This window comes from Janibacter sp. DB-40 (genome assembly GCF_029510815.1).
Taxonomy (GTDB): Bacteria; Actinomycetota; Actinomycetes; order Actinomycetales; family Dermatophilaceae; genus Janibacter.
This window is the reverse complement of record NZ_CP120360.1, coordinates 2,952,648-2,976,057: the sequence shown is the minus strand read 5'-3', so window position 1 is coordinate 2,976,057 and position 23,410 is coordinate 2,952,648. Positions and strand designations below refer to the sequence as shown.

The following is a 23,410-nucleotide window of genomic DNA, read 5'->3' as shown; positions in this document are numbered from 1 at the left end:
GGCTGTGCACAATGGCGCAATGGCAGATCTCACCGAGCTCCCGCGGCGTTCCGTCTGGCACGGGTGGGGCGACCCGGGACAGGTCAGACCGCTGCCGACCGGTGGTTGGCCGCTGCTGAAGTTCCTCGGCAGGGTCGAGCCCGCCGCCCACGACGCCCCACCCGTCGCTCTCGCGGAGGTGCGCCTGCCCGAGGTTCGCCTCTCCGAGGCCGCCCGTGCGGCGCTCGTCGCCGTCGTCGGTGACGAGCACGTCTCCACCGACCGTCTCGACCGGGTCGAGCACGCCGGCGGCAAGAGCTATGCGGACCTCTACCGGCTGCGCACCGGTGACGGTTCCCGGGCCCCCGACGCCGTGGTGTTCCCCGGCACCTCACGGGAGGTCTCCGGCCTCCTCGCCGCCTGCGTCGAGCACGAGGTGGCCGTCGTCCCCTTCGGCGGTGGCACGAGCGTCGTCGGGGGTGTCGACCCTGTCCGGGGCCGGTTCGCCGCGGTCATCAGCCTCGACCTGCGCCGTCTCAACAGGGTGCGCGGTGTCGACCCGGTCTCCCAGACCGCCGTCGTGCAGGCCGGTGTCCGCGGGCCCGAGGCCGAGGCCGTCTTCCAGCAGCACGACCTGACCCTGGGGCACTTCCCGCAGAGCTACCAGCAGGCCACCCTCGGTGGCTACCTCGTCACCCGCAGTGCCGGGCAGGCGTCCTCGGGCTACGGCCGCTTCGAGGAGAACGTCGTCTCCGTCACGATGGCCACCCCCACGGGTGAGCTGGTCATCGGTGGCCGGGCCCCGGCCAACGAGACCGCCGCCGGACCGAAGCTCCTCGACGTCGTCATCGGCAGCGAGGGGCTGCTCGGTGTCGTCACCGAGGCGACCGTCCAGCTGTCCCGTCGGCCGACGATCGAGCACCAGGAGTCCTGGGCGCTGCGCGACACCCCGACCGGGTTCGCCGCCTTCCGCGACCTCGCGCAGGAGCTCGGCCGCGGGATCATGCCCGATGTCGCCCGCCTGTCCGACCACGACGAGACGACGACGGTGATGGCGCAGGCCGGACTGGCCGGGATGGCCGGGATGGGTCGCGTGCGCGCCCGCGGCTGGCGGGAGCCGGCCCTCGCGGTCTTCCAGCTCGAGGACGGCGACAAGGCCACGCTGCGGTTCCGCCGCAGGAGGCTCGCCGCGGTCCTCAAGCGCCACGGCGCCGTGAAGCTGACCGACTCCATCGCCGAGCACTGGATGACGGGCCGATTCCGTGGCCCCTACCAGCGCGATCACCTCATGGACCGCGGTGTCTTCGTCGAGACCCTCGAGACCGCGACCACGTGGGACAACCTCGAGTACCTCTACGACGCGGTCCGCTCGGCGATCGTGACGGCGACGGGTCGGGGCTGGGTGCAGTGCCACGTCTCGCACCTCGAGGGCGGTGGCGCCTCCCTCTACTACACCGTCATGGCCTCCGCCGAGGCCGACCCGATCGCCCAGTGGCGTCGGATCAGGACCGCCGCGGGCCAGGCGATGATCGACGCCGGGGGCACCATCACCCACCACCACGCCGTGGGGACCGACCACCGCCGCTGGATGCGGGACGAGATCGGCGACGGCGGGATCCGCATCCTGCGTGCCGTCAAGGCCGAGCTGGACCCGACGGGTGTGCTCAACCCGGGCAAGCTCATCCCGGACGACGAGGGATGACCGACGCCCTCGTCGTGGTCAACCCCACCGCCCGCAACGGGGCGGCGGGGGCGATGATCCCGGTCGTCTCGGACATCCTGCGCTCGCACGGTTGGTCGGTGGACGTGGCCGTCACGGAGTCCGCCGAGCACGCCGTGGAGATCGCCGCGGCCGGTGAGCCGGATGGCCAGCTACTCGTGGCGCTCGGCGGCGACGGTCTCGTCGCGCGGGTCGCCGAGGGGGCGCTCCGCTCCGGCGCCCTCGTCGCCCCGCTGCCCGGCGGGCGCGGCTGCGACTTCATCCGCGCACTCGGTGGGTCGCGCGACCTGCGGCAGGCGGCATCCTCCCTTCCCCGCGCCACCGAGCGAAGGGTGGATGTCGGCCTCGCGGGAGGGACCCCCTTCCTCGGGGTGGCCACGGTCGGGTACGACTCCCGGGCCAATGACCACGCCAACGCGGCCCCGACCTGGCTGCCGGCGGCGCTCGTCTACGCCTACGGTGGCGCCCGTGCGCTCGTCGGGACCCGCTCGACGTCGATCACGGTGACCACGGACGGTGTGGCCCGCACCTTCGACGGCTGGAGCGTCGCCATCGGGAACTCGGGCCGCTACGGCGCCGGCATGAGGGCCAACCCCGATGCCCTCCTCGACGACGGTGAGCTCGACGTCACCACGGTCGAGGGCCTGCCGCGGTGGAAGTACCCGATGCTGCTGCCGCGCTACTTCCGGGGCACCCACGTCGACGGCGTCGACATCCGTGCCGACCGTGGGCGCACCATCGACGTGACGGCGCCGGCCGGCTACCGCGTGTACGCCGATGGCGACATCGTCGGGGAGACACCGATGACCTTCACGGTCAGGCAGCAGGCGTTGCGCGTGCTCGTGCAGGCGCGCTGACGAAGGGGTGGTTCACCGGCGCGAGTGGGGCGTGGCCAGCCAGTACGCGTAGGTGCGCATCCCGTCGGTGGTGCGGATCTCCTGCTCGACCCGGTGCGGCGCGTCGAGCACGAAGTCCACCGGCGTCCGGAGCAGCGGACCGTCGTGGACGAAGGAGTGGAACTCACCCAGCTCGCCACACGGATCGGCGCCGTCGGGGAGGCCGGCGAAGAAGTCGTGGTCCAGCGGGACCCCGAGGCTCTCCGGTCCGAGCACCGCCGCGTCGACGACCACGGTGACGGCACGGATGCGTGAGGCGAGGAACCTCTCGGCGCACTCGTGGGAGGTCAGCCCCCACAGCGGCTCGAGCACCTCGATCCCCAGCGGCTCGAACTGGGCGCGCTTGTGGTCGAGCACCCCGGAGGACGACAGGTCACCGAAGGCGAAGGCGTCGACGCCCTCCCTTCGCATCCCGACCGCGGCCGCGTCCATCGCGTCGACGTACCCGTCCAGCCCGGGACCCGGGATCGCCACGGTCTGCAGCGGCAGACCGATGCTGTCCGCCTGGGCCTGCAGGAGGTCGACCGGGATGTCGTGCACGGTCGACGCCCCGCCGGCGTGGACCGTCGTCACCAGCCGGTCGACGACGACGCCGTCGTCGGCGAGCAGGGCGGTCAGGGCGAGAGCCGAGTCCTTGCCACCGCTCCAGTGGAAGGCGACCGTCCTCATGGCCGGGCCCGGGCCGAGGCCCTGTCGACGCGTCCGCGGCGGCGCGCCGGGGCCGCCACGAGGAGCAGGCTGAGCAGGACCACGGCGATGCCGACACCCGTCAGGAGGGACAGGCTCTCACGCAGGACGAGCACCCCGAGCAGCGTGGCCGTGACCGGCTCGGCGAGGGAGAGGGTGGCGACCGTGCTCGCGGAGAGCCGGGCCAGCCCGTGCTGGAAGAGCACGTAGGAGACACCTGTCGCGCCGATCCCGAGCCACAGCACCATCGCCCAGCCGGCAGGGGAGCGCAGCCACGCCAGGTCGGCGGAGAAGAGGGCCGGCAGCAGCAGGATCGCACCGGTGACGAAGAGTCCGGCCATGACGACCAGTCCCCGCACTCCCCGCAGCAGGAGCGTCCGCGCGGCGACCGTGTAGCCCGCGTAGGACAGGCCCGCACCGATGGCCGCGAGGATGCCCAGCGCGTCGATCCGCCCGCCCGTCCCTGCCGACCCGGACACGAGGAGGACGACTCCCGTGACCGCGCCGGCCGTCGCGACGGCCCACCGACGACGTGGCCTCTCGGCCAGGAGGAGACCGAGCAGACCGGTCGCCAGGGGTGCGGTGCCGAGGGCCACGACGGTGCCGACCGCCACCCCGGCGCGGGCGACCCCCTCGAAGAAGCACACCTGGTAGGCCGCGACGCAGAGACCGCCGAGCAGGACGACGACCGGCTGGGGGACCCGCACCCTCTGGGCGGCCACGGGGGCCGGAGTGCTACCGGGCCGGACCGCGACGGCCAGCAGCGTCAGGGCCATCGCGCCGAGGAGGATGCGCAGGGCGCCCACCGTGACCGGCTGCGTGCCCTCCGGGCCGAGGGCCTGCGCGGTGCCGGTGGTGCCCCAGAGCGCGGCCGCCCCGACGGCGGCCACGGCCGCCGTCGCGGTCCCCGCGCCACGCGTCACGTCGGCCACTGTCGTCGTCAGGGCAGCCGCTCGGCGAGCGCCAACGGCACCGCCTTCGGGTCGCCGGCCCCGGTGAGTCCGCTCATGCCCACGGTCGAGCCGTTGTCGAAGAGCCGGGCCGCCTCCTGCGCGCTCAGGACCGTGGCACGCACCTCGGCGCTCCGGATCCGCATCGCACCTCCTGCGCGTCCATGGATGGGTCGCCTGATGTTATCGGCCCGCCCGCGGGGTCCCGTGGCGCGGTCGCGCACGTGGACGTCAGTGCTTCGTCGACCGCGGCTCGGCCGCGCTGATCGACGGCGTCTCGATCTGGATGGTCGAGTGGTGGATGGCGACGTCGAAGTGCTCCGCGACGCACGTCTTCACGTGGGCGAGCACCTCGGCGGCATGCCCGTCGGCGAAGCACTCGTCGTCGACGACGACGTGGGCGCTCAGGGTCGGCAGGCCGGTGGCCACGGTGGAGGCGTGCAGGTCGTGGACCTCGCGCACGTGCTCCACGGACAGCATGTGCTCGCGGACGTCGTCGAGGTCGAGTCCCTTGGGGGTGAACTCCATCAGGACGCTGGAGGTCTCGCGCAGGAGCTTGACCGCGCGCGGGACGATGAGCGCGGCGATGAACAGGCCCGCGATCGCGTCCGCCTGCAGGTAACCGGTCGTCGCGATGACGATCGCCGCGATGATCACGCCCACCGAGCCGAGGGCGTCGTTGAGCACCTCCAGGAAGGCGGCGCGCATGTTGAGGTTGGCCGACCGGTTCGACGCCAGGACCCCGATGGCGAGGGCGTTGGCGACGAGGCCGATGACGCCGAAGACGAGCAGCTCACCGGCGGGCACCTCGGGCGGGGCGACGAGGCGACGGACACCCTCGATCGCCGCGTAGGCGCCGACGACGAGGAGCAGGGCCGCCTGGGCGAGCGCGGCGATCACCTCGATCCGCCGGTACCCCCAGGTCCGCGTGGAGGCGGCCGGTCGCAGCATCAGCGTGCCGGCGACGAGCGCGACGAGCAGCCCGGAGGCGTCGGTGAGGGCGTGCGCGGTGTCGGTCAGCAGCGCGAGGCTGCCGGTGAGCCAGGCACCGACGGCCTGGGCGACGACGATGCCCGCCGTGATCGCGAAGGCGATGGCGAGCTTCGTGCGGAAGTCGCCGGGGTGTCCTGCGCCGTCGGCGGCCGAGGAGTGAGCATGTCCTGCACCCATGGCGACATTGTCTCCCTTCGCCGGGATCCCGCGTCAGGGGGACAGGACGCCGTCCGTGACGACCGACCGGGCGAGGTCGGCCATCTTGACGTTGTTCTCCTGCGACATCCGCAGCAGGGCCGAGGTCGCCTGCTCCTCCGACATGTCGTATCGGGCCCGCACCATCCCGACCGCCTGGCCGATCGTGCGTGCGTTCTCCAGTGCCGCGTGCAGCTGCCGGCTCGTGCGTGCCGAGGTCAGCGCGACCGCGGCGTGGGAGGCCAGGACCCACCCGCGGTTCTCGCTCTCGGCGCCGAAGGCGTTCTCCCGGTCGCTGTACAGGTTCAGGGCGCCGAAGGTGTGCTCGTGGCTGAACAGCTGGAAGCCGAGAATGCTCCCCACCCCGAGCTCACGCGCCCGCGGCAGGTACCGGGGCCACCTGGGGTCGGTGCTCGTCGACAGGCAGTGGAAGGCCTGGTTGCGCTCCTCCTGCGCGTACGAGGCGTCGAAGCAGGGTCCTTCGCCGTGCTCGGCCTGGGCCTCGTCGGAGTCACACACCCGCTGGCTGGTGGCGGCGGGGGTCTCCACCTTCCGCTGCTTGGTGATGATCATGACCCCGGCGTCATCGCACCCGGGCACCAGTCGTACGGCCATCTCCGCGACGGAGTCGAGGATGGCCTGCTCGGAGGTCTTGCTGGCCAGGTCCCTCGCGATGGTCGCGAACAGTACCCTCTCGTCTTCCGCGTTCATCCTCTTCCTCTCGATGACGGCGCCCCCCTTGCCGTACCCGCTCCGCCGACGCGCGACGCCCGGGGTGGGGGCAGACTGGGGCGATGCGACGATTCGAGGAGCTCGCCTGGAGCTCGACGCCCCGGGGGGAGATCAGCTTGCGCCGGCGGGTCGAACCGACGCTCAAGGTGGAAGTCTACGAGGTCAAGCTCGGCGACGAGTTCCTCATGTCGAGCCTGTTCACGGTCGCCGAGATCGAGCTGGCCCGGCTGGGGTTGGCCGAGGCGAAGGGGGACCAGCTGGACGTCGTCGTCGGCGGCCTCGGCCTGGGCTGCACCGCGCGGGCCGCGCTCGAGGACCCGCGGGTGCGCTCGATGGTCGTCGTCGACGCGATGGCGGAGGTGATCGACTGGCACGAGCGCGAGCTGCTGCCCGAGTCGGCCGACCTCGTGCGGGACCCGCGCACCCGGCTGCTGCACGACGACTTCTTCGCGCTCGCGGCGTCCGGGGCAGGCTTCGACCCGGACGCACCGGGGCGGACCTTCGACGCGGTGCTGCTCGACATCGACCACACCCCGCACCACCTGCTCCACCCCGACCACGCCCCCTTCTACAGCGAGGACGGACTGCGCCGGCTCACCGCCCACCTGCGTCCCGGCGGGGTCTTCGCGCTCTGGTCGGACGACCCGCCCGACGAGCAGTTCTGCGGGTTGCTCGAGCGGGTCTTCGACCACGTGGACGCGCACGTGGTGGCCTTCGCCAACTTCCTCACCGGCGGCGAGTCGAGCAACACCATCTACGTCGCGCGCTGACCAGCGGCACGAGGGCCGCGCACCCGAGTGACCGTGTGCCGCCCGTGCCAGACTTGCGTACGTGGACGACGAGATCGTCGCCCGGAAGGCCCTGCTTCCGTGGCGGGGCGTGCTGCGCACCGGCGCCGTCGCAGCGCTGGGCTCGGTGGTGCTCGTCCTGGTGCAGGTCGTCGTCTTCGCCCTCCATCCGCCACCGGCCACGGCCGCGGAGTTCGTCGACCTCATGACGCGCAGTCCCCTGCTCGGCCTGGTCAGCCTCGACGTGATCTACGGCCTCAACAACGTCCTGGTCGCCCTGGTCTACCTGGCGTTGGTCGTCGTGCTCTGGCAGCAGGCCCGGTCCACGGCTGCGATCGCCGGGCTGCTGGTCGTCCTGGGCATGGCGGCCTACCTCTCCTCCAACCCGTCCGTCGAGATGCTGCTGCTTGCGCAGGAGCACGCGGCCGCGCCCGTCGCCGACCGGCCGGCTCTCCTGGCTGCGGGGGAGGTGCTGATGGCGTCGTGGCGGGGGACGGCGTTCCTGACCTACTACATCCTCAACGGGATCGCCCTGCTGCTGGTCGCGACCGCCCTGCTGCGCACCCGGGTGCTCGGGCGTGCCGTCGCGTGGTGGGCCTTCGTGGCAGGGGTGCTGATGCTCATCCCCTCGACCTTCGGCGTCCTCGGGCTGGTGATGTCGATCCTGTCGCTCTTGCCCTGGTGCGTCATGTGCGTCCTGGTCGCGCTCCGCCTCGAGGCGGTGGCCGCCGGCCTCGGCGCCGTCACCCCGACTGCATCTCGAGACCGAGTCCGGCGAGGACGTTCATCGCGATGAAGGCCAGCGCGACGACGGCCAGCAGGGTCGCCGGTACTCACCCGCGGCGGTCGCCGTGTGAGGCGGCCCGACGGGCGAACCAGGAGGAGAGGAGGGCCGGTAGGCAGAAACCAGAAGGGCCGGGATGGTCGCCGCCAGGATGGCCCACAGCGGTGCCTCGCCGGCCGTGTCGCCGACGGGGTACCCGAAGAGCCCGATGAGGCCCTCACCGATGAGGAAGGCCAGACCGAAGGCGATCGGCAGCAGGAGCACGCTCAGCCAGGCATTGCGCACGTCGTGAGCGCCTCTGTCGGCCGATGGGTGGGTCGATGTGGTCGTCATGACGTACCTCCCCGTACGGACGGGCCCCGGGCGTGGGTCCCGACCTGATTGTCCGTCAGCGCGGCCGACCTCGGCAACGGGTGCGGGCGCTGGGAGGGCGCACGATCCCGGGGGCCTGCTGCGCGCAGCGGTTCCACGCGATCCCCCGAGCCGGGAACAATCCCCCTTCGTCCGTAGTTGAGCCGAGTGAACTCAACTTTTGAGCCTCCGATTTGCGCAAGCCGTGAGCCGGTATCTAAGTTGAGTGACAACAACTCAACTCCGTCGGGGTCAACCACCTCGGCGCCGCGATCACGAAGGAGCACCCCCATGGCCCGTGCCGTTGGCATCGACCTCGGAACCACCAACTCTGCCGTCGCCGTCCTCGAGGGTGGCGAGCCCACGATCATCGCGAACGCCGAAGGCGGTCGCACCACCCCGTCCGTCGTGGCCTTCTCCAAGGGCGGCGAGGTCCTCGCCGGAGAGGTCGCCAAGCGCCAGGCGGTGACCAACGCCGACCGCACCGTCCGCTCCGTCAAGCGCCACATCGGCACCGACTGGACGACGGACGAGATCGACGGCAAGAAGTACACCGCCCAGGAGATCTCGGCCCGCACGCTGCAGAAGCTCAAGCGCGACGCCGAGGCCTACCTCGGTGAGGACGTGACCGACGCCGTCGTCACCGTCCCCGCCTACTTCGACGACCACGAGCGCCAGGCGACCAAGGAGGCCGGCGAGATCGCGGGCCTGAACGTCCTGCGCATCGTCAACGAGCCCACCGCTGCCGCCCTGGCCTACGGCCTGGACAAGGGCAAGGAGGACGAGCTCATCCTCGTCTTCGACCTCGGTGGCGGTACCTTCGACGTCTCCCTGCTCGAGGTCGGCAAGGACCCCGAGGACGGCTTCTCCACCATCCAGGTGCGCGCCACCTCCGGTGACAACCAGCTCGGTGGTGACGACTGGGACGAGCGGATCGTCAACCACCTGCTCACCCAGGTGAAGAACAACACCGGTGTGGACCTGAGCAACGACAAGATCGCCATGCAGCGTCTGCGGGACGCGGCGGAGCAGGCCAAGAAGGAGCTCTCCTCCTCCTCGACCACCTCGATCAACCTGCAGTATCTGTCGATGGGCGACAACGGCCCGATCCACCTCGACGAGTCGCTGTCCCGGGCGAACTTCGAGCAGATGACCAAGGACCTGCTCGACCGCACCAAGCAGCCCTTCGACAACGTCATCAAGGACGCCGGGGTCTCCCTCTCCGACATCGATCACGTGGTCCTCGTCGGTGGCTCGACCCGTATGCCCGCGGTCAGCGAGCTGGTCAAGGAGATGACCAAGAAGGACCCGAACAAGGGCGTCAACCCGGACGAGGTCGTCGCGCTCGGCGCGGCCCTGCAGGCCGGTGTCCTCAAGGGCGAGCGCAAGGACGTCCTGCTCATCGACGTCACCCCGCTGTCCCTGGGCATCGAGACCAAGGGTGGCCTGTTCACCAAGCTGATCGAGCGCAACACGGCCATCCCGACGAAGCGCTCGGAGGTGTTCTCGACCGCCGAGGACAACCAGCCCTCGGTGCTCATCCAGGTCTTCCAGGGTGAGCGCGAGATCGCGCAGCAGAACAAGAACCTCGGCACCTTCGAGCTGACCGGCATCGCGCCGGCGCCGCGTGGTGTGCCCCAGGTCGAGGTCACCTTCGACATCGACGCCAACGGCATCGTCAACGTCTCCGCCAAGGACCGTGGCACCGGCCAGGAGCAGAAGATCACCATCTCCGGCGGCTCCGCGCTGTCGAAGGAGGAGATCGACCGCATGGTCAAGGAGGCCGAGGCCCACGCGGACGAGGACCGGCAGCGTCGTGAGGAGACCGAGGCCCGCAACACCGCGGAGAACCTCGTCTACTCCACGGAGAAGTTCCTCTCCGAGTCCGGCGAGAAGCTGACCGACGAGCAGCGCAAGCCCGTCGACGACGCGCTCGCCGACCTCAAGGAGGCCATCAAGCCCGAGTCCGAGATCAGCGTCGAGGACCTCAACAAGAAGGTCGACACCCTCAACGAGGAGAGCCAGAAGATGGGCGCCGCCCTCTACGCCGCCTCCGCCGAGGAGGGCCAGGCCGGTGGCGAGGCCCCCGGCGCCGACGCCGGCGGCGACCAGGGCTCGACCGAGGGCGACGACGACATCGTCGACGCCGAGGTCGTCGACGAGGACGCTGACTCCGAGGAGAAGAAGTGAGCGACCCCAACCAGCCGATCGACCCCGAGGTGACCGCTGACGCGGACACCCGGGCCGAGGAGCCGGTCGAGGCCGAGGTGGTCCCGGAGGAGCAGGAGACTGCTCCCTCCGGGGCCGCCCCCGGCGGGGCCTCCGACGGAGACGACGCGTCGGCCGAGCCGGACGCCCCCGAGACCGATGTGCACCCCGACACCGCCCTCGCGGCCGAGCGCCTCGAGGACCTGCTTCGACTGCAGGCCGAGTACGTCAACTACAAGCGGCGCGTGGACCGCGACCGGGCGGACATCCAGATCCGTGCGGCGCACGACGTCCTCGAGACGCTCCTGCCGGTGCTCGACGAGATCCAGCTCGCCGACCAGCACGGGGACCTGCCCGAGGGCAGCCCGGTGCGCACCATCACCGACAAGCTCCAGCAGGCCCTGGGCAAGTACGGCCTGGAGCGCGTCGGGGCCAGGGGCGAGCCCTTCGACCCCAACGTGCACGAGGCCCTGATGCACGCCGAGTGGGACCCCGAGGACCCGGAGCTGCCGACGGACGCGACCGAGACGACGGTCGTCACCGTCCTCCAGCCGGGCTACCGTGCAGGCGATCGTGTGCTGCGGGCCGCCCGCGTCGCCGTCGCCGACCCGCAGTAACCACCCGAAGCCCGAAAGGAGGAGAACATGGCAAGTCAGGACTGGTTGGACAAGGACTTCTATGCCGTCCTCGGGGTCAGCAAGGACGCCGAGACCAGCGAGATCAAGAAGGCCTACCGCAAGCTCGCCAAGCAGTACCACCCCGACCGCAACGAGGGGAACCCAGCGGCCGAGCAGAAGTTCAAGGACATCGGCGAGGCCCATGCCGTGCTCTCCGACCCCGAGGAGCGGCGCGAGTACGACGCGATCCGCTCCATGACCGGTGGGGGTGCCCGCTTCACCGCGGGTGGCCCCGGTGGCAACGGGGGCTTCGAGGACATCTTCTCCGCCTTCGGCGGGGGAGGGGGCGGTTCCCGGATGCGCTACAGCACCGGGGGCGGCTCCCCCTTCGCCGGGGGCGGGGCCGGTGAGCCGGACCTGGAGGACATCCTGTCCATGTTCGGTGGCGGCGCCGGGCCGGCCGGCTTCGGCGGCCAGGGTGCCGGCTTCCGCTCGCCCCGTGGACCGCAGAAGGGGGCCGACCTCACCGCCCGGACACAGCTGTCCTTCCGTGACGCCGTCGAGGGGCGCACCATCTCCCTCGACGTCAACGGCGAGAAGGTCAACGCCAAGATCCCCGCCGGAGTCAAGGACGGGCAGAAGATCCGCGTGCGCGGCAAGGGCGCACACGGTGACCCGAGCGTCGGCCGCGGCGACCTGATCCTCACCGTCTCGGTGCGGGCGCACCCGGTCTTCGGGCGCGACGGCGACAACCTGACGATCGACCTGCCGGTGACCTTCGCCGAGGCGGCGCTCGGGGCGACCGTGGCCGTGCCGACCCTCGACGGGTCGAGCGTGAAGGTCAAGATCGCCCCCGGGACGCCGAGCGGTCGCGTGCTGCGGCTCAAGGGTCGCGGGGTGGCGACGGCCAAGGCGAAGGGGGACCTGCTCGCCAAGGTGCAGATCGTCGTGCCGACCGACCTGAGCGATGCCGAGCGCGAGGCCATCGAGGTCCTGCGCGACTCGGGCACCGGCGACCCGCGCGCAGACCTCGCGTCCGCGGCGCGGGGCTGACGCGGGGGACCGACGCAGAGAGGACGTGAGCTCGATGGCCCGGATCTCCGGACTGAGCGGAGACGACGAGACCCCGGTCTTCGTCATCTCCGTCGCCGCCGAGCTCGCCGGTATGCACGCGCAGACGCTGCGCCAGTACGACCGGATGGGACTGGTCATCCCCTCGCGCACCCGTGGTGGCGGCCGGCGGTACAGCGCCGCGGACGTCACCCGGCTGCGCGAGGTGCAGCGCCTCTCCCAGGACGAGGGCGTCTCCCTCGGCGGTATCCAGCGCATCTTCGAGCTCGAGCACCAGGTGGCGGCCCTGCGCGCCCGGGTCGGCGAGCTGGACGCGGAGCTCGCCGAGGCCAGAGAGCAGCTCGGGCAGGGGAGCCGCTTCTTCGCCGTCGGCTCGCAGGGGGACATCGTCGCGCTGCGCCACGGGCAGCGACCGCGTCCCCGCAACGCCGGCCAGGCCCTCGTCGTCTGGCGCCCGCACACCCGGCGGGACTGACTCCCCTTCGCCCGACGATACGAACTGCTGCAGGCAGCAGCTTGTATCGTCCGCCGTACCTCGAGCTGCTGCAGACGATACGAAGTGCGGCCGACTCCCTCCACTGCTACGGCCTCGGCGAGGACTCCCGACCCTCGTCGACGGCCCGCTCGTGCTGCTCGACGGCCCGGTCGATCAGCTCCTGCAGCTCCTGTTCCTCGCGTGCCTTCTGCCGGTACTTCGGGCCCAGCGCGCGGATCTGCGCGCCCTCGGCGACGAGCGCCCGGTAGACGCGCTCGCGCTCCTCGGCGTCCGTCGTGTAGCCGAGGTCGAGGTACTCGGTGGCGTGCCGGCGGGCACCCGCGATCGCGTTCTGCGCCCGACCGGCCTTGCTGAGGAGCGACATCGCGATCGTGACGACGAGGATGGCGACGATGACCCCCAGCGACAGGCCCGTCGTGATCTCGATGACGTCGACCGGCTCCCCGTTGTTGATGAAGGGGAGGGTGTTCTCGTGGAGGGCGTGGATGACCAGCTTGACGCCGATGAAGACGAGGATCCCGGCCAGGCCGTAGGAGAGGTAGATCAGGCGGTCGAGGAGCCCGTCGATGAGGAAGTAGAGCTGCCGCAGGCCGAGCAGCGAGAACGCCGTCGCCGTGAAGACGATGTAGACGTCCTGGGTCAGCCCGAAGATCGCCGGGATCGAGTCGAGCGCGAAGAGGATGTCGGTGCCGGCGATGGCGACCATCACCAGGAGCATCGGGGTCATCGCCCGCTTGCCGTTGTCGACGGTGAAGAGCTTGTCGCCGTCGTAGTAGTCGGTGGTGGGGATGACCTTGCGGGCCAGCCGGACCACGATGTTGTCGCCGGCGTGGTTGCTGCTCGACTCCGGCCGGAGCATGTTGCCTGCCGTGATGATGAGGATCAACCCGAAGAAGTAGAAGACCCAGGCGAAGGTGTTGATCAGGGCGGCGCCGAGGAAGATGAAGCCGGTCCGGGCGATCAGCGCGAAGACGATGCCGAAGAGCAGCACCTTCTGCTGGTCCTCGCGGGGTACCGCGAAGCTGGACATGATGATGAGGAAGACGAAGAGGTTGTCCACCGAGAGCGCCTTCTCGGTGATGTAGCCAGCGAAGTACTCACCTCCTGCGCTGCCACCACCGAGGAGGAGCACCGCGAGGCCGAAGACGATCGCGATCCCGACGTAGACGGCCGACCAGATCGCCGCCTCGCGGAGGGTGGGCACGTGCGCCTTGCGCACGTGGAAGAAGAAGTCGAACGCCAGCAGACCGGCGATCAGGACGATCGTCGCGGCCCAGATTCCTGCACTGACCTCCACGAGGCCTCCGTCCGTCGTGCCCGGCACATGTCGTCAGCATCGTGACATCCCTCGGCGCAGGGGCCGAACGGAGGTCCTCAGGTGCGGTGGAGGGCGGCGTCCCGGGGGCGCCCCTGCCGCTCGAGGGCGGCCTGCTCTGCGGCCAGTCGCTTCATCCCCTCGGCCGGGTGGATGGGCACCGGCCACTTCGGGCGCGTGGTGTCCCCGACGTACTCGCCACGGAGCCGGCGCCGGACCAACGGGACCACCTCGTCCCGGACGAAGGTCGCCTCCGTGCGCGCCACGTGCCGCCACCCGGTTGGTTCCCCGGGGACCAGGTCGCGCAGCCTGAGCGTGTGCGGCACCCCCAGTGCGTCGGCGACGGCCGCAGCCATCCGCTTGTGCCCCTGGCGCGACATGTGGATCCGGTCCGGTGCCCACAGGGACCGTTGGTCGAACTCACGCATGCGGGTGTGGTCGACGAGCACCGCACCGTGCGTGGCGGCGAGGTCGCGCACGGCGACGTTGAGGGTGCGCACGCGGCGCACCAAGGGCTCGAGGAGGAGGCTCGCCTGCGGCTCGAAGGTCGTGAAGACGACGACCTGCGCGCCCGTGTCGACGAGCCGCTGCAGTGCTGCCCCGTAGCGGCGGATGATGTCGTCGACGTCGGCCCGAAGGGAGAGCAGGTCGTTGCCGCCGGCGGCGAAGGAGACGTGCGTCGGTCGCATCGACAGGGCCGGCTCGAGCTGGTCGGCGACGACCTGGTCGAGGAACTTGCTGCGGACCCCGAGGTTCGCGTAGCGCCAGCTCCGGTCGGCCCTGCCCAGCTGGCGGGCGAGGCGGTCCGGCCAACCACGCAGGCCGTTGGGGTAGTGCAGGTGCGGGTCACCCACACCCTCGGTGAAGGAGTCGCCGATCGCGACGAGGAGCCCAGTCATGGCGCATCCATGTCACCCGGTCCGGCGACGTGCGATCAAGGCCTACGACGCAGGCTTCGCCGAGGGTTCGCGCAGCGTTCACGCCCCGGCGTCCGCGTCGGGCCCCGCGCGGGGATGGCACGCTGGGGTCATGCCCCTTCCTCGTGATGCCGCCTCCGTCTTCGACCGCAAGAACACGCCGTTGATGCGCCTCGTCGACTCCGTCGACCCGCAGCGGCTCGCCGGCCCGAGCCCGTGCGCGGGCTGGACGGGCTTCGACGTGGTCCAGCACCTCATCGACACCCAGCGCGACTTCCTGCAGAAGGCCGGGGCCGACATGCCCGACCCGACGCCGACGGTCGAGGCGCTGGGCGCGCCCACGGCGTGGCGCACGCACGCGGAGGCGGTCGCCCGCCAGCTCGCCGACGACACCCTCGCCGAGCGCCCGTACGAGACCCCTTTCGGGACGAGCACGGTCGGCGGCGCCTTCGAGCGGTTCTTCGGTTTCGACCTGCTCGTGCACCGGTGGGACATCGGCCGCACGGCCGGGGCGGAGGTCGTCTTCAGCGACCGCGAGCTCGACCAGATCGAGGAGTCCGTCGCCGGCTTCGGCGAGGCCATCCGTGGCGAAGGGGTGTGCGGACCGGCGGTGGAGGTCCCCGCCGACGCCTCCCGGCAGGACCGTCTCATCGCCCTGACGGGCCGCGACCCCTCTGCACCTGCTTAGGCTCGTGCGGTCCGGGCACAGGAGAGCCGCAACTGCTTAGGCTCTTGCGGTCTCGGGCTCTGGGTCTGTGCACCTGCTTAGGCTCTTGCGGTTGCGGGCACAGGAGAGCCGCAACTGCTTAGGCTCTTGCGGTCTCGGGCTCTGGGTCTGTGCAACTGCTTAGGCTCTTGCGGTCCTCAGGCGAGGAACTCGCGCAGCCCCGCCAGGAGCCGGTCGACGTCCGAGTCGTCGGTGTAGGGGGCCAGGCCCACCCGCATCCCGCTGTCCACCGGCAGATCGAGCGCCCGGAAGGGCTCGTAGGCGTAGAAGCTCCCGGCCGGGGCGAGGACATCGCGCTCGGCGAGGAAGCGGTAGGCCGCTGCGGCGTCCCGGTCGGCGAAGGTGAAGAACAGCGTGGGGGTGCGCTGCTCGGCCACCGAGTGGACCGTGACGCGGTCGCCCAGGTCGGCCAGTCCCCCCTCGACCCTCCGGCGGAGCCGGTCCTCGTGCTCGCGTACGAGCTCGTGGGCACGGACCAGCCGCTCACGCCGGCTGCCGCCCTCCGGGGCGATGCCGGCGATGACGTCGACCGCGGCCGTCGCGCCGGCCATCAGCTCGTAGGGCAGCGTCCCGAGCTCGAACCGCTCCGGTACCTCGTCCGTGGAGGGCAGCAGCTTGTCGGGGGTGAGGGTCGCCAGCAGCTCGGGGTCCGCGGCGAGCGCGGCACAGTGCGGCCCGAAGAACTTGTAGGGCGAGCAGACGTAGAAGTCGGCACCCAGGGCGGCCACGTCCACGCTCGCGTGGGCGGTGTGGTGCACGCCGTCGACGTAGACGAGCGCGCCCACTCGGTGCGCCGCCTCGGCGATCCTGGCCACCGGGGGTTGCGTGCCCAGCAGGTTCGAGGCCGCGGTGAGCGCCACGAGCCGGGTGCGCCCGGTGATGACCCCGTCGATGCCGCTGAGGTCGAGGTCACCCGTGGCCGGGTCGAGCGGCAGCCACCGCACGGTCGCGCCGACGGACCTGGCCGCCTGCACCCAGGGGCGGACGTTCGAGTCGTGGTCGAGCTGGGTGACGACGACGTCATCACCCGGACCCCACCCCTTCGCCAGGGTCCGGGCGATGTCGTAGGTGATCTGGGTGGCGCTGCGGCCGTAGACGATTCCCTCCGGCCGTGCACCGAGCAGATCGGCCAGTGCGCTGCGGAAGTCCGCGATCGCCGCCTCGGCGTTGGTCTCGCTGACCACGCCGGTGCCGCGGTTGGACAGCGGCCCGGTCAGGGTGCGGGCGACGGCCTCACCCACCACCGCTGGTGTCTGGGTCCCTCCGGGGCCGTCGAAGTGGGCGATGCCGGAGGAGAGGGACGGGAACTTCGCGCGCAGCGCGGCGACGTCGAGGCCGGTCACGTCAGCTGCTCACCGCCGCGGCGAGGCGACCGAGGGTCTCCTCGAGGTCCTCCTCCGTGACGAGTGGGAAGTCGATCTTCTCCAGCAGGGCCTCGTCGGTGACGTCGCTCCAGTCATAGGTGTGGGTGACGAGGGTGTGGCCCGGCCCCTCGGGCGCGAGCTCCCACAGCCACTCCCACCCGGGCGGCTCGGTGCCGGCCGGTGCGGTCTTCCAGCCGACCATCTTGTTCTCGCTGTAGGCGGTCACGTGGTTGTCCGTCTGGTAGTCGCCACCCATGTGGTCGCCGGACATGTTCATCGTGAACACCTGCCCGACGGACTGGATCCGGTCGGCGTGGTCGATCGAGCGGACGAAGCCGGACCCGTCGAGGTCGGGGTGGCGCTCCGGGGTGGTCAGCACCTCGAAGACGTCCTCGGTGGGCGCGTCGATGGTGCGCTGGACGGTGATCTTCTTCTCCTGTGCCATGTCCTGACGAGACCACGTCTCCCGGGCCCTGTAAAGCCCGGGTCCGGTCGGGAGGCGCTGCGTGTGCGACGTTGGCACGGGCGGCGGGGCGCATGGGAAAATCGAGGTCATGACCGAGCACCTGATCGTCTTCCCCGACCGCGATGACGCCGAGCGCGTCGCAGACGACCTCATCGACGAGGGGTACCTCGAGGTCCGGGTCGTGCGGGAGGCGCTCGCCGGTGAGGACGACGGTGAGGACCACGAGTGGGCGGTCCACGTCGTCGAGGGCGGAGCCGGGGACTCTGCGGGCGACGCACCCACCACCGGTGCACGAGAGCGCTTCGCCGCGCTGGCCGAGGAGCTCGACGGCTGGTACGACCCCGATCCCGTGTGACGCGCCGCCGACGTGGAACTTTCCTCGGCGAGGCGCCGTTGTGTCACCATGTCGGTTGAAATCTGCCCACGGACGCCTCCGTCCACGGGAGCGAGCGCGAAGGGTGGCACGTGTGGCTTCTCGGCACGAGCCTGCGGGCCGGCATCTCGGCCTCGGGGAACGAGGGGCCACCGCACGGCGCACCGCGCGACAGGTTCGGCGCTACTACACGCTGACGGCGGCCAGCACCGTCGTCCCCGGCCTCGGGCTGCTGCGCACCCGGCGCCGGACCGGTCAGGTCATCCTCGTCGCCTTCGCCGTGGCCCTCGTCGTCGCGATCATCTACGTGCTCGCCAGGGGCCTGATGGGCGTCATCACCGTCGGTCTCAGCCGCAACGCGCTCACCGTGGTCATCCCCGTCGTCGTCATCGCCGCCGCGGTGTGGGTGTGGGGCATCGTCACCACGGCCCGTGACAACCTGCCGGTGGGCGCCACCGGCCGACCGAGGATCGCGATGATCGTCTTCGCGGCACTGGCCTGCGTCCTCGTCCTCGCGCCCGCGGCGCAGACGGTGCGGTACGCCGCGATCCAGCACTCCCTCATCGGCAGTGTCTTCGACACCCTGCGCCCCGAGGGCGCGGTCGGACCCATCGGCGGCGACGACCCGTGGGCCGGTATCGACCGGGTCAACGTCCTGCTCCTGGGCTCCGACGCCGGCGAGGGCCGGATCGGTACCCGACCGGACGCCATCATGGTCGCGAGCATCGACCCGCAGTCGGGCGAGACGGTCCTCTTCGGCATCCCGCGCAACCTGCAGGACATCCCCTTCTCGGAGAGCAACCCGCTCTCGGAGATCTACCCGGACGGGTACAACTGCGGCGACCAGTGCCTCATGGAGTTCGTCTGGACGTTGGGCGAGGACCACGCCGACCTCTTCCCCGACAGCCCGGAGCCTGGCCTGACGGTGACCAAGGACGCGGTGAGCCAGATCCTGGACCTGGACGTCGACTACACCTCGGTGATCAACCTCGAGGGCTTCACGCAGCTCGTCGACGCCATGGGTGGTGTGACGATCGACGTCCAGGAGCGGGTCTGCATCGGCTGCAAGCTCGACGCCGCCGGCAACGTCGTGGGGACGACGGGGTGGATCGAGCCCGGGGTGCAGCGGCTCGACGGTTTCCACGCCCTCTGGTACTCGCGCTCCCGGGCATCCTCGCAGGACGGTGACTTCTCCCGGATGCGCCGCCAGCGGTGCATGGTCGGAGCGCTGCTCAACCAGGTCAACCCGACGTCGATGCTCGTGCGCTACCCGGACTTGGCCGCCACGCTGGAGGACAACGTCCGGGTGGACATCCCCGAGCAGGACCTCGACGAGTGGGCCGAGCTGGTGCTGACGATCCAGGAGGGCGACTCGATCAAGTCACTGCCGCTGACCAACGACAACATCGACGTCGTCAACCCGGACTACGACCGGATCCACCGGATGGTCGACGAGGCGATCGACCCGCCGGAGCCGACGTCCGAGCCGACGACCTCCAGCCCGACCACTTCCACCCCCGCGCCGTCCGAGACCCCGTCCCCGAGCGAGACGACGACCGAGTCCGCGAGCGACATCAACGCCACCTGCTGAGCCGTCGCGTCCTTCCCGGGGTTACACGGCCCCGCCCGCGCGTCCCCGCGGGCACGCGCGGGCGGGAACGCACGAGCCCGCCCCCGCTCGGTGAGCGGGGGCGGGCTGGTGGCCGAGAGCCGGGTGGTCAGCGCAGCCAGCCGTTGCCGACCTTCCTGCCCCACCAGCGGCCCAGGCCCCAGGTGTCACCGGAGAGCGTGTACGCCGCCACGAGGAGGACGAGCGCCTCGATCCAGTGGGAGTCGGTGACCGGGTTCGTGAAGCCCATGTTCGCCTGACCGATCGGCAGCGCCGCCAGGTACATGAAGGCCATCAGGATCGTGCCGCCCCAGGCCGCGATCTTCAGGCCGGCGCCGGTGAGCATGGCCAGGCCGATGCCGAAGAGGCCGAACATGAACAGCGCATCGGCGACGGAGCCGAAGGTCTCGGCCATCCAGGTGAACATGCCGGCGAAGGGGCTGTCGGCCGTGGCGTTGAGCATGTAGCCCTGGGCGGGGGCCCCGCCGTTGATCACCGCAGCCTCGGACTCCGTGCCGTAACCCAGGCCGAACAGCTTGTCGATGAAGGGCCACATGAAGGTCCAGCCGATGAGGATCCGCATGGCGGCCAGCAGCTTTCGGGCGAAGCCGGAGCGGACGACGTCGTCGTTGAAGAGGGTGGCGCCACCGCGCACCGCGCGGTCGGCGGCAGCGTCTTCCCGGGCCGGGGTGGGGATGTGGGTGCTCATGACGATCCTTTCGGATTCTGCGGTGGTGGAGGGTCGTCCGACCTTCCACTACCGATAGTAGTACTACGACGCCTCGGAGTAAAGTGGATCACGTCTCGACCACCGGCCGTACCGCTGCACGTCGAAGGTTGAGCGGAATAGACTCAACTTTGATCCGGTTGATCAGTGCAGACGATCCACCAGCCGTGAAGGAGAACCATGGAGTTCCAGCCGACGACGAAGGTCGCCGAGGCCCTCGCCCTCGCCCAGCGGTCCGCCCAGACCGAAGGACACCCCGAAGTCACCCCCAACCACCTCGTCAGCGCCCTCGTGCGCCTGGACACCCCGCAGTGCGACACGCTGCTGCAGGCCGCCGGGACCGGCGCCTCGCACGTGCTCGGCCAGGCCGACGCCGCGCTGCGCTCCCTGCCCACCACGAGCGGTGCCGCCCAGCCCCCTTCGCTCAGCCGGGAGACCGGAGCCGTGCTGAAGCAGGCCGACACCCTGATGCGGTCGAAGGGGGACACCCACCTCGCCCTCGACATCCTCCTGCTCGCGCTGGCCGAGGCCGGCCACCTCGCCGCGATCGAGAAGCGCGGGGCGAAGGACATGGAGGCGAAGATCGAGGAGCTGCGGGCCGGCCGCAAGGTCACCTCGGAGACCCCGGCGGACGGGGGAGAGGCCCTCGAGCAGTACGGGACCGACCTGACCGCCGCGGCCCGCGACGGCAAGCTCGACCCGGTCATCGGCCGCGACGCGGAGATCCGCCGCGTCGTCCAGGTGCTCTCCCGCCGGACGAAGAACAACCCCGTGCTCATCGGTGACCCCGGCGTCGGCAAGACGGCCGTCGTGGAGGGGCTCGCCTCGCGCATCGTCGACGGCGACGTGCCGGAGTCGTTGCGCGACAAGCGCCTCGTCAGCCTCGACCTGAGCGCGATGGTCGCGGGGGCGAAGTACCGCGGCGAGTTCGAGGAGCGCCTCAAGGCCGTCCTCGAGGAGATCAAGTCGAGCGAGGGCGAGGTCATCACCTTCATCGACGAGCTGCACACGGTGGTCGGAGCGGGGGCCGGCGGCGACAGCGCCATGGATGCCGGCAACATGCTCAAGCCGATGCTCGCCCGCGGCGAGCTGCGTCTCGTCGGCGCGACGACGCTCGACGAGTTCCGTGAGCACATCGAGAAGGACCCCGCGCTGGAGCGTCGCTTCCAGCAGGTCTTCGTCGGTGAGCCGAGCGTCGAGGACTCCATCGCGATCCTGCGCGGGCTCAAGGAGCGCTACGAGGCGCACCACAAGGTGGAGATCGAGGACACGGCACTCGTCGCGGCGGCGACCCTGTCCGACCGGTACATCACCGGTCGCAAGCTGCCGGACAAGGCGATCGACCTGGTGGACGAGGCGGCCTCGCGGCTGCGCATGGAGATCGACTCCTCACCCGTCGAGATCGACGAGCTGCGTCGTGCCGTCGACCGGCTGAAGATGGAGGAGCTGCACCTGAAGAACGAGACCGACGACGCCTCGCGCGACCGTCTCGACCGGCTGCAGAAGGACCTCGCCGACAAGTCCGAGGAGCTCGCTGCGCTGACCGCGCGGTGGGAGGCCGAGAAGACCGGTCTCAACGCCGTCGGTGAGCTCAAGTCGCGGTTGGACGACTTGCGCACGCAGGCCGACCGGCTGCAGCGCGAGGGTGACTTCGAGGGTGCGTCGCGTCTGCTGTACGGCGAGATCCCCACGGTGGAGAAGGAGCTCGAGGAGGCCCAGGCCCAGGAGTCGCAGACGGTCAGCAGCGACGAGTCGCCGATGGTCAAGGAGCGCGTCGGCAGCGACGACATCGCCGAGGTCATCGCGGCCTGGACCGGCATCCCCGCCGGGCGTCTGCTGCAGGGGGAGACGGAGAAGCTGCTGAGCATGGAGTCGATCATCGGCTCGCGGCTCGTCGGCCAGACCGACGCCGTGCGTGCGGTCTCGGATGCCGTGCGGCGCAGCCGTGCCGGCGTCGCCGACCCGGACCGTCCCACCGGCTCCTTCCTCTTCCTCGGACCGACCGGTGTCGGCAAGACCGAGCTGGCCAAGTCGCTCGCGGACTTCCTCTTCGACGACGAGCGGGCCATGGTCCGCATCGACATGTCGGAGTACTCGGAGAAGCACGCGGTCGCGCGCCTCATCGGTTCCCCTCCCGGCTACGTCGGCTACGAGGAAGGGGGCCAGCTCACCGAGGCGGTGCGTCGCCGGCCCTACTCCGTGGTCCTGCTCGACGAGGTGGAGAAGGCGCACCCGGAGACCTTCGACATCCTGCTGCAGGTGCTCGACGACGGGCGCCTGACGGACGGTCAGGGCCGCACGGTCGACTTCCGCAACGTCATCCTCGTGATGACGAGCAACCTCGGCAGCCAGTTCCTCACCGACACGAGCATGGAGCCGTCCGAGCAGCGCGAGTCGGTGCTGGGGATGGTGCGCCAGGCGTTCAAGCCGGAGTTCCTCAACCGGCTCGACGAGGTCGTCGTCTTCGACGCCCTCACCCGGGACGAGCTGAGCCACATCGTCGAGCTGCAGGTGCGCGAGATGTCGGCACGGCTGGCCGACCGCCGCATCGAGCTCGAGGTCACCGAGGCCGCTCGTGGCTGGTTGGCGGAGAAGGGCTACGACCCCGCCTACGGTGCCCGGCCGCTGCGTCGCCTGGTGCAGAAGCAGATCGGTGACCGCCTGGCCACCGGCCTGCTCGCCGGGGACGTGCGTGACGGCTCTTCGGTCGTCGTCGACGTCGATGGCGAAGGGGAGGGCCTCACCCTGCGGTGAGACCGCCCCCGGACCCCTTGGACATGGCTGTCCGGCGCCCTCCACCAGCGTGTGGGGGGCGCCGGACGTCGTCGCTCACGCGAAGCCTGCCCCGCCCTCGCGCGGGTCGAACCTGATCAGTCGGCTGTCCGCCACCGCCGCCGTTCGGTTGATGACCGCCCGCTGGTACTCCTCGTCGGAGATCATGGCGAAGAAGGCTGCCGCAGAGGGGTACTCGGCGATGAAGCCGGCATCCCACTGCTCCTCGGACGGCCCGGTCAAGGTCACCCGGGGCTTCCCGCGCCAGATGATCCGTCCGCCGACGCGCTGGAGGACGGGACCGCTCGTACGGCCGTACTCGCGGTAGGCGTCCGCGCCGCTCCAGTCCTTCCCGGCGTTCTCGTGGCCCGCCGGGTAGGCCGCCTTGTCCCGGTATCGGATCAGGTTGAGCATTTGGATCGGTTCGTCGCGCGGCAGCGACTTGAACTGGTCGAACGCCTCCCTGGTCGGATCGACGTGGCCCTCACTCATCGTGCCTCCTGTTCTCGTGGCCCACCCGAGGATGGGGACGCCCTCGTGGTCCACGCAGCCTACGGCTCCCGCCCGGGCTCAGCCCGGCAGGAGCAGGTCCATGCCCGCCCACCGGGCTGCTGGCGCACTGGAGTGCGAGGCGCCGTGGTCGAGTCGCGGAGTGGGACAATCCCGCCATGAC

At 70.8% G+C, this 23,410-nt stretch carries 24 protein-coding genes; 12 read left to right on the top strand and 12 right to left on the bottom strand.

What is annotated here, in order from left to right:
* Nucleotides 1-19 precede the first annotated feature (19 nt).
* A complete protein-coding gene (locus PVE36_RS14295) occupies nucleotides 20-1,681 on the top strand; it encodes an FAD-binding oxidoreductase (RefSeq protein ID WP_277453266.1) in 1,662 nt (553 codons plus the stop codon).
* Nucleotides 1,678-2,556 carry a diacylglycerol kinase family protein gene (locus PVE36_RS14290; RefSeq protein WP_277453264.1) on the top strand — a complete coding sequence of 293 codons (879 nt, stop codon included), beginning with the start codon at nucleotides 1,678-1,680 and terminating at the stop codon, nucleotides 2,554-2,556. The genes PVE36_RS14295 and PVE36_RS14290 overlap by 4 nt, the downstream gene beginning before the upstream one ends.
* A gap of 12 nt (nucleotides 2,557-2,568) precedes the next feature.
* Here PVE36_RS14290 and PVE36_RS14285 read toward each other — a convergent pair whose 3' ends face one another.
* From PVE36_RS14285 to PVE36_RS14265, 5 genes are all read right to left on the bottom strand, one after another.
* Entirely contained in the window at nucleotides 2,569-3,264 is a 696-nt protein-coding gene (locus tag PVE36_RS14285) for a hypothetical protein (protein ID WP_277453263.1), read from the bottom strand.
* Nucleotides 3,261-4,205, bottom strand: coding sequence for an EamA family transporter (locus tag PVE36_RS14280; RefSeq protein ID WP_277453261.1), 945 nt, complete (start codon nucleotides 4,203-4,205; stop codon nucleotides 3,261-3,263). The genes PVE36_RS14285 and PVE36_RS14280 overlap by 4 nt, the downstream gene beginning before the upstream one ends.
* A 17-nt stretch (nucleotides 4,206-4,222) precedes the next feature.
* Nucleotides 4,223-4,378, bottom strand: a complete 156-nt coding sequence (locus PVE36_RS14275) for a hypothetical protein (protein WP_277453260.1) — start codon at nucleotides 4,376-4,378, stop codon at nucleotides 4,223-4,225.
* An 85-nt stretch (nucleotides 4,379-4,463) separates the two neighbouring features.
* Nucleotides 4,464-5,402 (bottom strand): cation diffusion facilitator family transporter, encoded by a 939-nt coding sequence (locus PVE36_RS14270; protein ID WP_277453258.1) that lies wholly within the window; start codon nucleotides 5,400-5,402, stop codon nucleotides 4,464-4,466.
* A 33-nt stretch (nucleotides 5,403-5,435) separates the two neighbouring features.
* Nucleotides 5,436-6,131 (bottom strand): GAF and ANTAR domain-containing protein, encoded by a 696-nt coding sequence (locus tag PVE36_RS14265; RefSeq protein ID WP_277453257.1) that lies wholly within the window; start codon nucleotides 6,129-6,131, stop codon nucleotides 5,436-5,438.
* A gap of 83 nt (nucleotides 6,132-6,214) precedes the next feature.
* Here PVE36_RS14265 and PVE36_RS14260 point away from each other — a divergent pair, with 83 nt between their 5' ends.
* Nucleotides 6,215-6,922, top strand: a complete 708-nt coding sequence (locus tag PVE36_RS14260) for a spermidine synthase (RefSeq protein WP_277453255.1) — start codon at nucleotides 6,215-6,217, stop codon at nucleotides 6,920-6,922.
* Between the two features lie 61 nt (nucleotides 6,923-6,983).
* Complete coding sequence (locus PVE36_RS14255; RefSeq protein WP_277453253.1) at nucleotides 6,984-7,736, top strand: hypothetical protein; 753 nt, start codon at nucleotides 6,984-6,986, stop codon at nucleotides 7,734-7,736.
* Here PVE36_RS14255 and PVE36_RS14250 read toward each other — a convergent pair.
* On the bottom strand, nucleotides 7,725-8,057 hold the full coding sequence (locus PVE36_RS14250) for a hypothetical protein (protein ID WP_277453252.1): 333 nt from the start codon (nucleotides 8,055-8,057) through the stop codon (nucleotides 7,725-7,727). The genes PVE36_RS14255 and PVE36_RS14250 overlap by 12 nt on opposite strands.
* A 309-nt stretch (nucleotides 8,058-8,366) precedes the next feature.
* Between PVE36_RS14250 and dnaK the strand changes: the two genes are divergently transcribed.
* From dnaK to PVE36_RS14230, 4 genes are read left to right on the top strand one after another with little or no spacing between them, the layout of a single operon-like run.
* A complete protein-coding gene (gene dnaK / locus PVE36_RS14245; protein WP_277453250.1) occupies nucleotides 8,367-10,265 on the top strand; it encodes a molecular chaperone DnaK in 1,899 nt (632 codons plus the stop codon).
* Nucleotides 10,262-10,900: a nucleotide exchange factor GrpE gene (grpE, locus tag PVE36_RS14240; protein WP_277453249.1), complete on the top strand. Its 639-nt coding sequence runs from the start codon at nucleotides 10,262-10,264 to the stop codon at nucleotides 10,898-10,900. Before dnaK ends, grpE begins: the two co-directional genes overlap by 4 nt.
* A 27-nt stretch (nucleotides 10,901-10,927) precedes the next feature.
* The gene (locus PVE36_RS14235) at nucleotides 10,928-11,953 is read left to right on the top strand and encodes a DnaJ C-terminal domain-containing protein (protein WP_277453248.1); all 1,026 of its coding nucleotides are present in this window, start codon (nucleotides 10,928-10,930) and stop codon (nucleotides 11,951-11,953) included.
* A gap of 34 nt (nucleotides 11,954-11,987) precedes the next feature.
* On the top strand, nucleotides 11,988-12,446 hold the full coding sequence (locus PVE36_RS14230) for a helix-turn-helix transcriptional regulator (RefSeq protein ID WP_277455863.1): 459 nt from the start codon (nucleotides 11,988-11,990) through the stop codon (nucleotides 12,444-12,446).
* Nucleotides 12,447-12,552: 106 nt separating this feature from the next.
* Here PVE36_RS14230 and PVE36_RS14225 read toward each other — a convergent pair whose 3' ends face one another.
* Together PVE36_RS14225 and PVE36_RS14220 are read right to left on the bottom strand one after the other, a co-directional pair.
* Nucleotides 12,553-13,764: a TerC family protein gene (locus PVE36_RS14225; RefSeq protein ID WP_277453245.1), complete on the bottom strand. Its 1,212-nt coding sequence runs from the start codon at nucleotides 13,762-13,764 to the stop codon at nucleotides 12,553-12,555.
* A gap of 77 nt (nucleotides 13,765-13,841) precedes the next feature.
* Nucleotides 13,842-14,681: an SGNH/GDSL hydrolase family protein gene (locus PVE36_RS14220; protein ID WP_277453243.1), complete on the bottom strand. Its 840-nt coding sequence runs from the start codon at nucleotides 14,679-14,681 to the stop codon at nucleotides 13,842-13,844.
* A 130-nt stretch (nucleotides 14,682-14,811) separates the two neighbouring features.
* Between PVE36_RS14220 and PVE36_RS14215 the strand changes: the two genes are divergently transcribed.
* Nucleotides 14,812-15,387 (top strand): TIGR03086 family metal-binding protein, encoded by a 576-nt coding sequence (locus PVE36_RS14215; RefSeq protein ID WP_277453242.1) that lies wholly within the window; start codon nucleotides 14,812-14,814, stop codon nucleotides 15,385-15,387.
* 176 nt (nucleotides 15,388-15,563) lie between these two features.
* Here the strand turns inward: PVE36_RS14215 and PVE36_RS14210 are convergent, their stop codons facing one another.
* Nucleotides 15,564-16,769: a cysteine desulfurase-like protein gene (locus PVE36_RS14210; RefSeq protein WP_277453241.1), complete on the bottom strand. Its 1,206-nt coding sequence runs from the start codon at nucleotides 16,767-16,769 to the stop codon at nucleotides 15,564-15,566.
* 1 nt (nucleotide 16,770) lies between these two features.
* Entirely contained in the window at nucleotides 16,771-17,235 is a 465-nt protein-coding gene (locus PVE36_RS14205; RefSeq protein ID WP_277453240.1) for an SRPBCC family protein, read from the bottom strand.
* 109 nt (nucleotides 17,236-17,344) lie between these two features.
* On the opposite strand from PVE36_RS14205, the gene PVE36_RS14200 reads away from it, so the two are divergent.
* Together PVE36_RS14200 and PVE36_RS14195 are read left to right on the top strand one after the other, a co-directional pair.
* Nucleotides 17,345-17,611: a ribonuclease E inhibitor RraB gene (locus PVE36_RS14200; protein WP_277453239.1), complete on the top strand. Its 267-nt coding sequence runs from the start codon at nucleotides 17,345-17,347 to the stop codon at nucleotides 17,609-17,611.
* Nucleotides 17,612-17,723: 112 nt separating this feature from the next.
* Nucleotides 17,724-19,220, top strand: coding sequence for an LCP family protein (locus PVE36_RS14195; RefSeq protein WP_277453237.1), 1,497 nt, complete (start codon nucleotides 17,724-17,726; stop codon nucleotides 19,218-19,220).
* A gap of 127 nt (nucleotides 19,221-19,347) precedes the next feature.
* On the opposite strand, the gene PVE36_RS14190 is transcribed toward PVE36_RS14195, so the two are convergent.
* Nucleotides 19,348-19,947 carry a DoxX family protein gene (locus PVE36_RS14190; RefSeq protein WP_277237660.1) on the bottom strand — a complete coding sequence of 200 codons (600 nt, stop codon included), beginning with the start codon at nucleotides 19,945-19,947 and terminating at the stop codon, nucleotides 19,348-19,350.
* A 198-nt stretch (nucleotides 19,948-20,145) separates the two neighbouring features.
* Here PVE36_RS14190 and clpB point away from each other — a divergent pair, with 198 nt between their 5' ends.
* Nucleotides 20,146-22,719, top strand: coding sequence for an ATP-dependent chaperone ClpB (clpB, locus tag PVE36_RS14185; RefSeq protein WP_277453234.1), 2,574 nt, complete (start codon nucleotides 20,146-20,148; stop codon nucleotides 22,717-22,719).
* A 75-nt stretch (nucleotides 22,720-22,794) separates the two neighbouring features.
* Here the strand turns inward: clpB and PVE36_RS14180 are convergent, their stop codons facing one another.
* Nucleotides 22,795-23,229: a DUF1330 domain-containing protein gene (locus PVE36_RS14180; protein WP_277453232.1), complete on the bottom strand. Its 435-nt coding sequence runs from the start codon at nucleotides 23,227-23,229 to the stop codon at nucleotides 22,795-22,797.
* Between the last annotated feature and the right edge of the window lie 181 nt (nucleotides 23,230-23,410).

Coding starts and splice junctions, on each gene's coding strand:
- PVE36_RS14295 (WP_277453266.1), top strand. CDS start 20: ATGGCAGATCTCACCGAGCTCCCGCGGCGTTCCGTCTGGCACGGGTGG.
- PVE36_RS14290 (WP_277453264.1), top strand. CDS start 1,678: ATGACCGACGCCCTCGTCGTGGTCAACCCCACCGCCCGCAACGGGGCG.
- PVE36_RS14285 (WP_277453263.1), bottom strand. CDS start 3,264: ATGAGGACGGTCGCCTTCCACTGGAGCGGTGGCAAGGACTCGGCTCTC.
- PVE36_RS14275 (WP_277453260.1), bottom strand. CDS start 4,378: ATGCGGATCCGGAGCGCCGAGGTGCGTGCCACGGTCCTGAGCGCGCAG.
- PVE36_RS14270 (WP_277453258.1), bottom strand. CDS start 5,402: ATGGGTGCAGGACATGCTCACTCCTCGGCCGCCGACGGCGCAGGACAC.
- PVE36_RS14265 (WP_277453257.1), bottom strand. CDS start 6,131: ATGAACGCGGAAGACGAGAGGGTACTGTTCGCGACCATCGCGAGGGAC.
- PVE36_RS14260 (WP_277453255.1), top strand. CDS start 6,215: ATGCGACGATTCGAGGAGCTCGCCTGGAGCTCGACGCCCCGGGGGGAG.
- PVE36_RS14250 (WP_277453252.1), bottom strand. CDS start 8,057: ATGACGACCACATCGACCCACCCATCGGCCGACAGAGGCGCTCACGAC.
- dnaK (WP_277453250.1), top strand. CDS start 8,367: ATGGCCCGTGCCGTTGGCATCGACCTCGGAACCACCAACTCTGCCGTC.
- PVE36_RS14235 (WP_277453248.1), top strand. CDS start 10,928: ATGGCAAGTCAGGACTGGTTGGACAAGGACTTCTATGCCGTCCTCGGG.
- PVE36_RS14230 (WP_277455863.1), top strand. CDS start 11,988: ATGGCCCGGATCTCCGGACTGAGCGGAGACGACGAGACCCCGGTCTTC.
- PVE36_RS14220 (WP_277453243.1), bottom strand. CDS start 14,681: ATGACTGGGCTCCTCGTCGCGATCGGCGACTCCTTCACCGAGGGTGTG.
- PVE36_RS14215 (WP_277453242.1), top strand. CDS start 14,812: ATGCCCCTTCCTCGTGATGCCGCCTCCGTCTTCGACCGCAAGAACACG.
- PVE36_RS14205 (WP_277453240.1), bottom strand. CDS start 17,235: ATGGCACAGGAGAAGAAGATCACCGTCCAGCGCACCATCGACGCGCCC.
- PVE36_RS14200 (WP_277453239.1), top strand. CDS start 17,345: ATGACCGAGCACCTGATCGTCTTCCCCGACCGCGATGACGCCGAGCGC.
- PVE36_RS14190 (WP_277237660.1), bottom strand. CDS start 19,947: ATGAGCACCCACATCCCCACCCCGGCCCGGGAAGACGCTGCCGCCGAC.
- clpB (WP_277453234.1), top strand. CDS start 20,146: ATGGAGTTCCAGCCGACGACGAAGGTCGCCGAGGCCCTCGCCCTCGCC.
- PVE36_RS14180 (WP_277453232.1), bottom strand. CDS start 23,229: ATGAGTGAGGGCCACGTCGATCCGACCAGGGAGGCGTTCGACCAGTTC.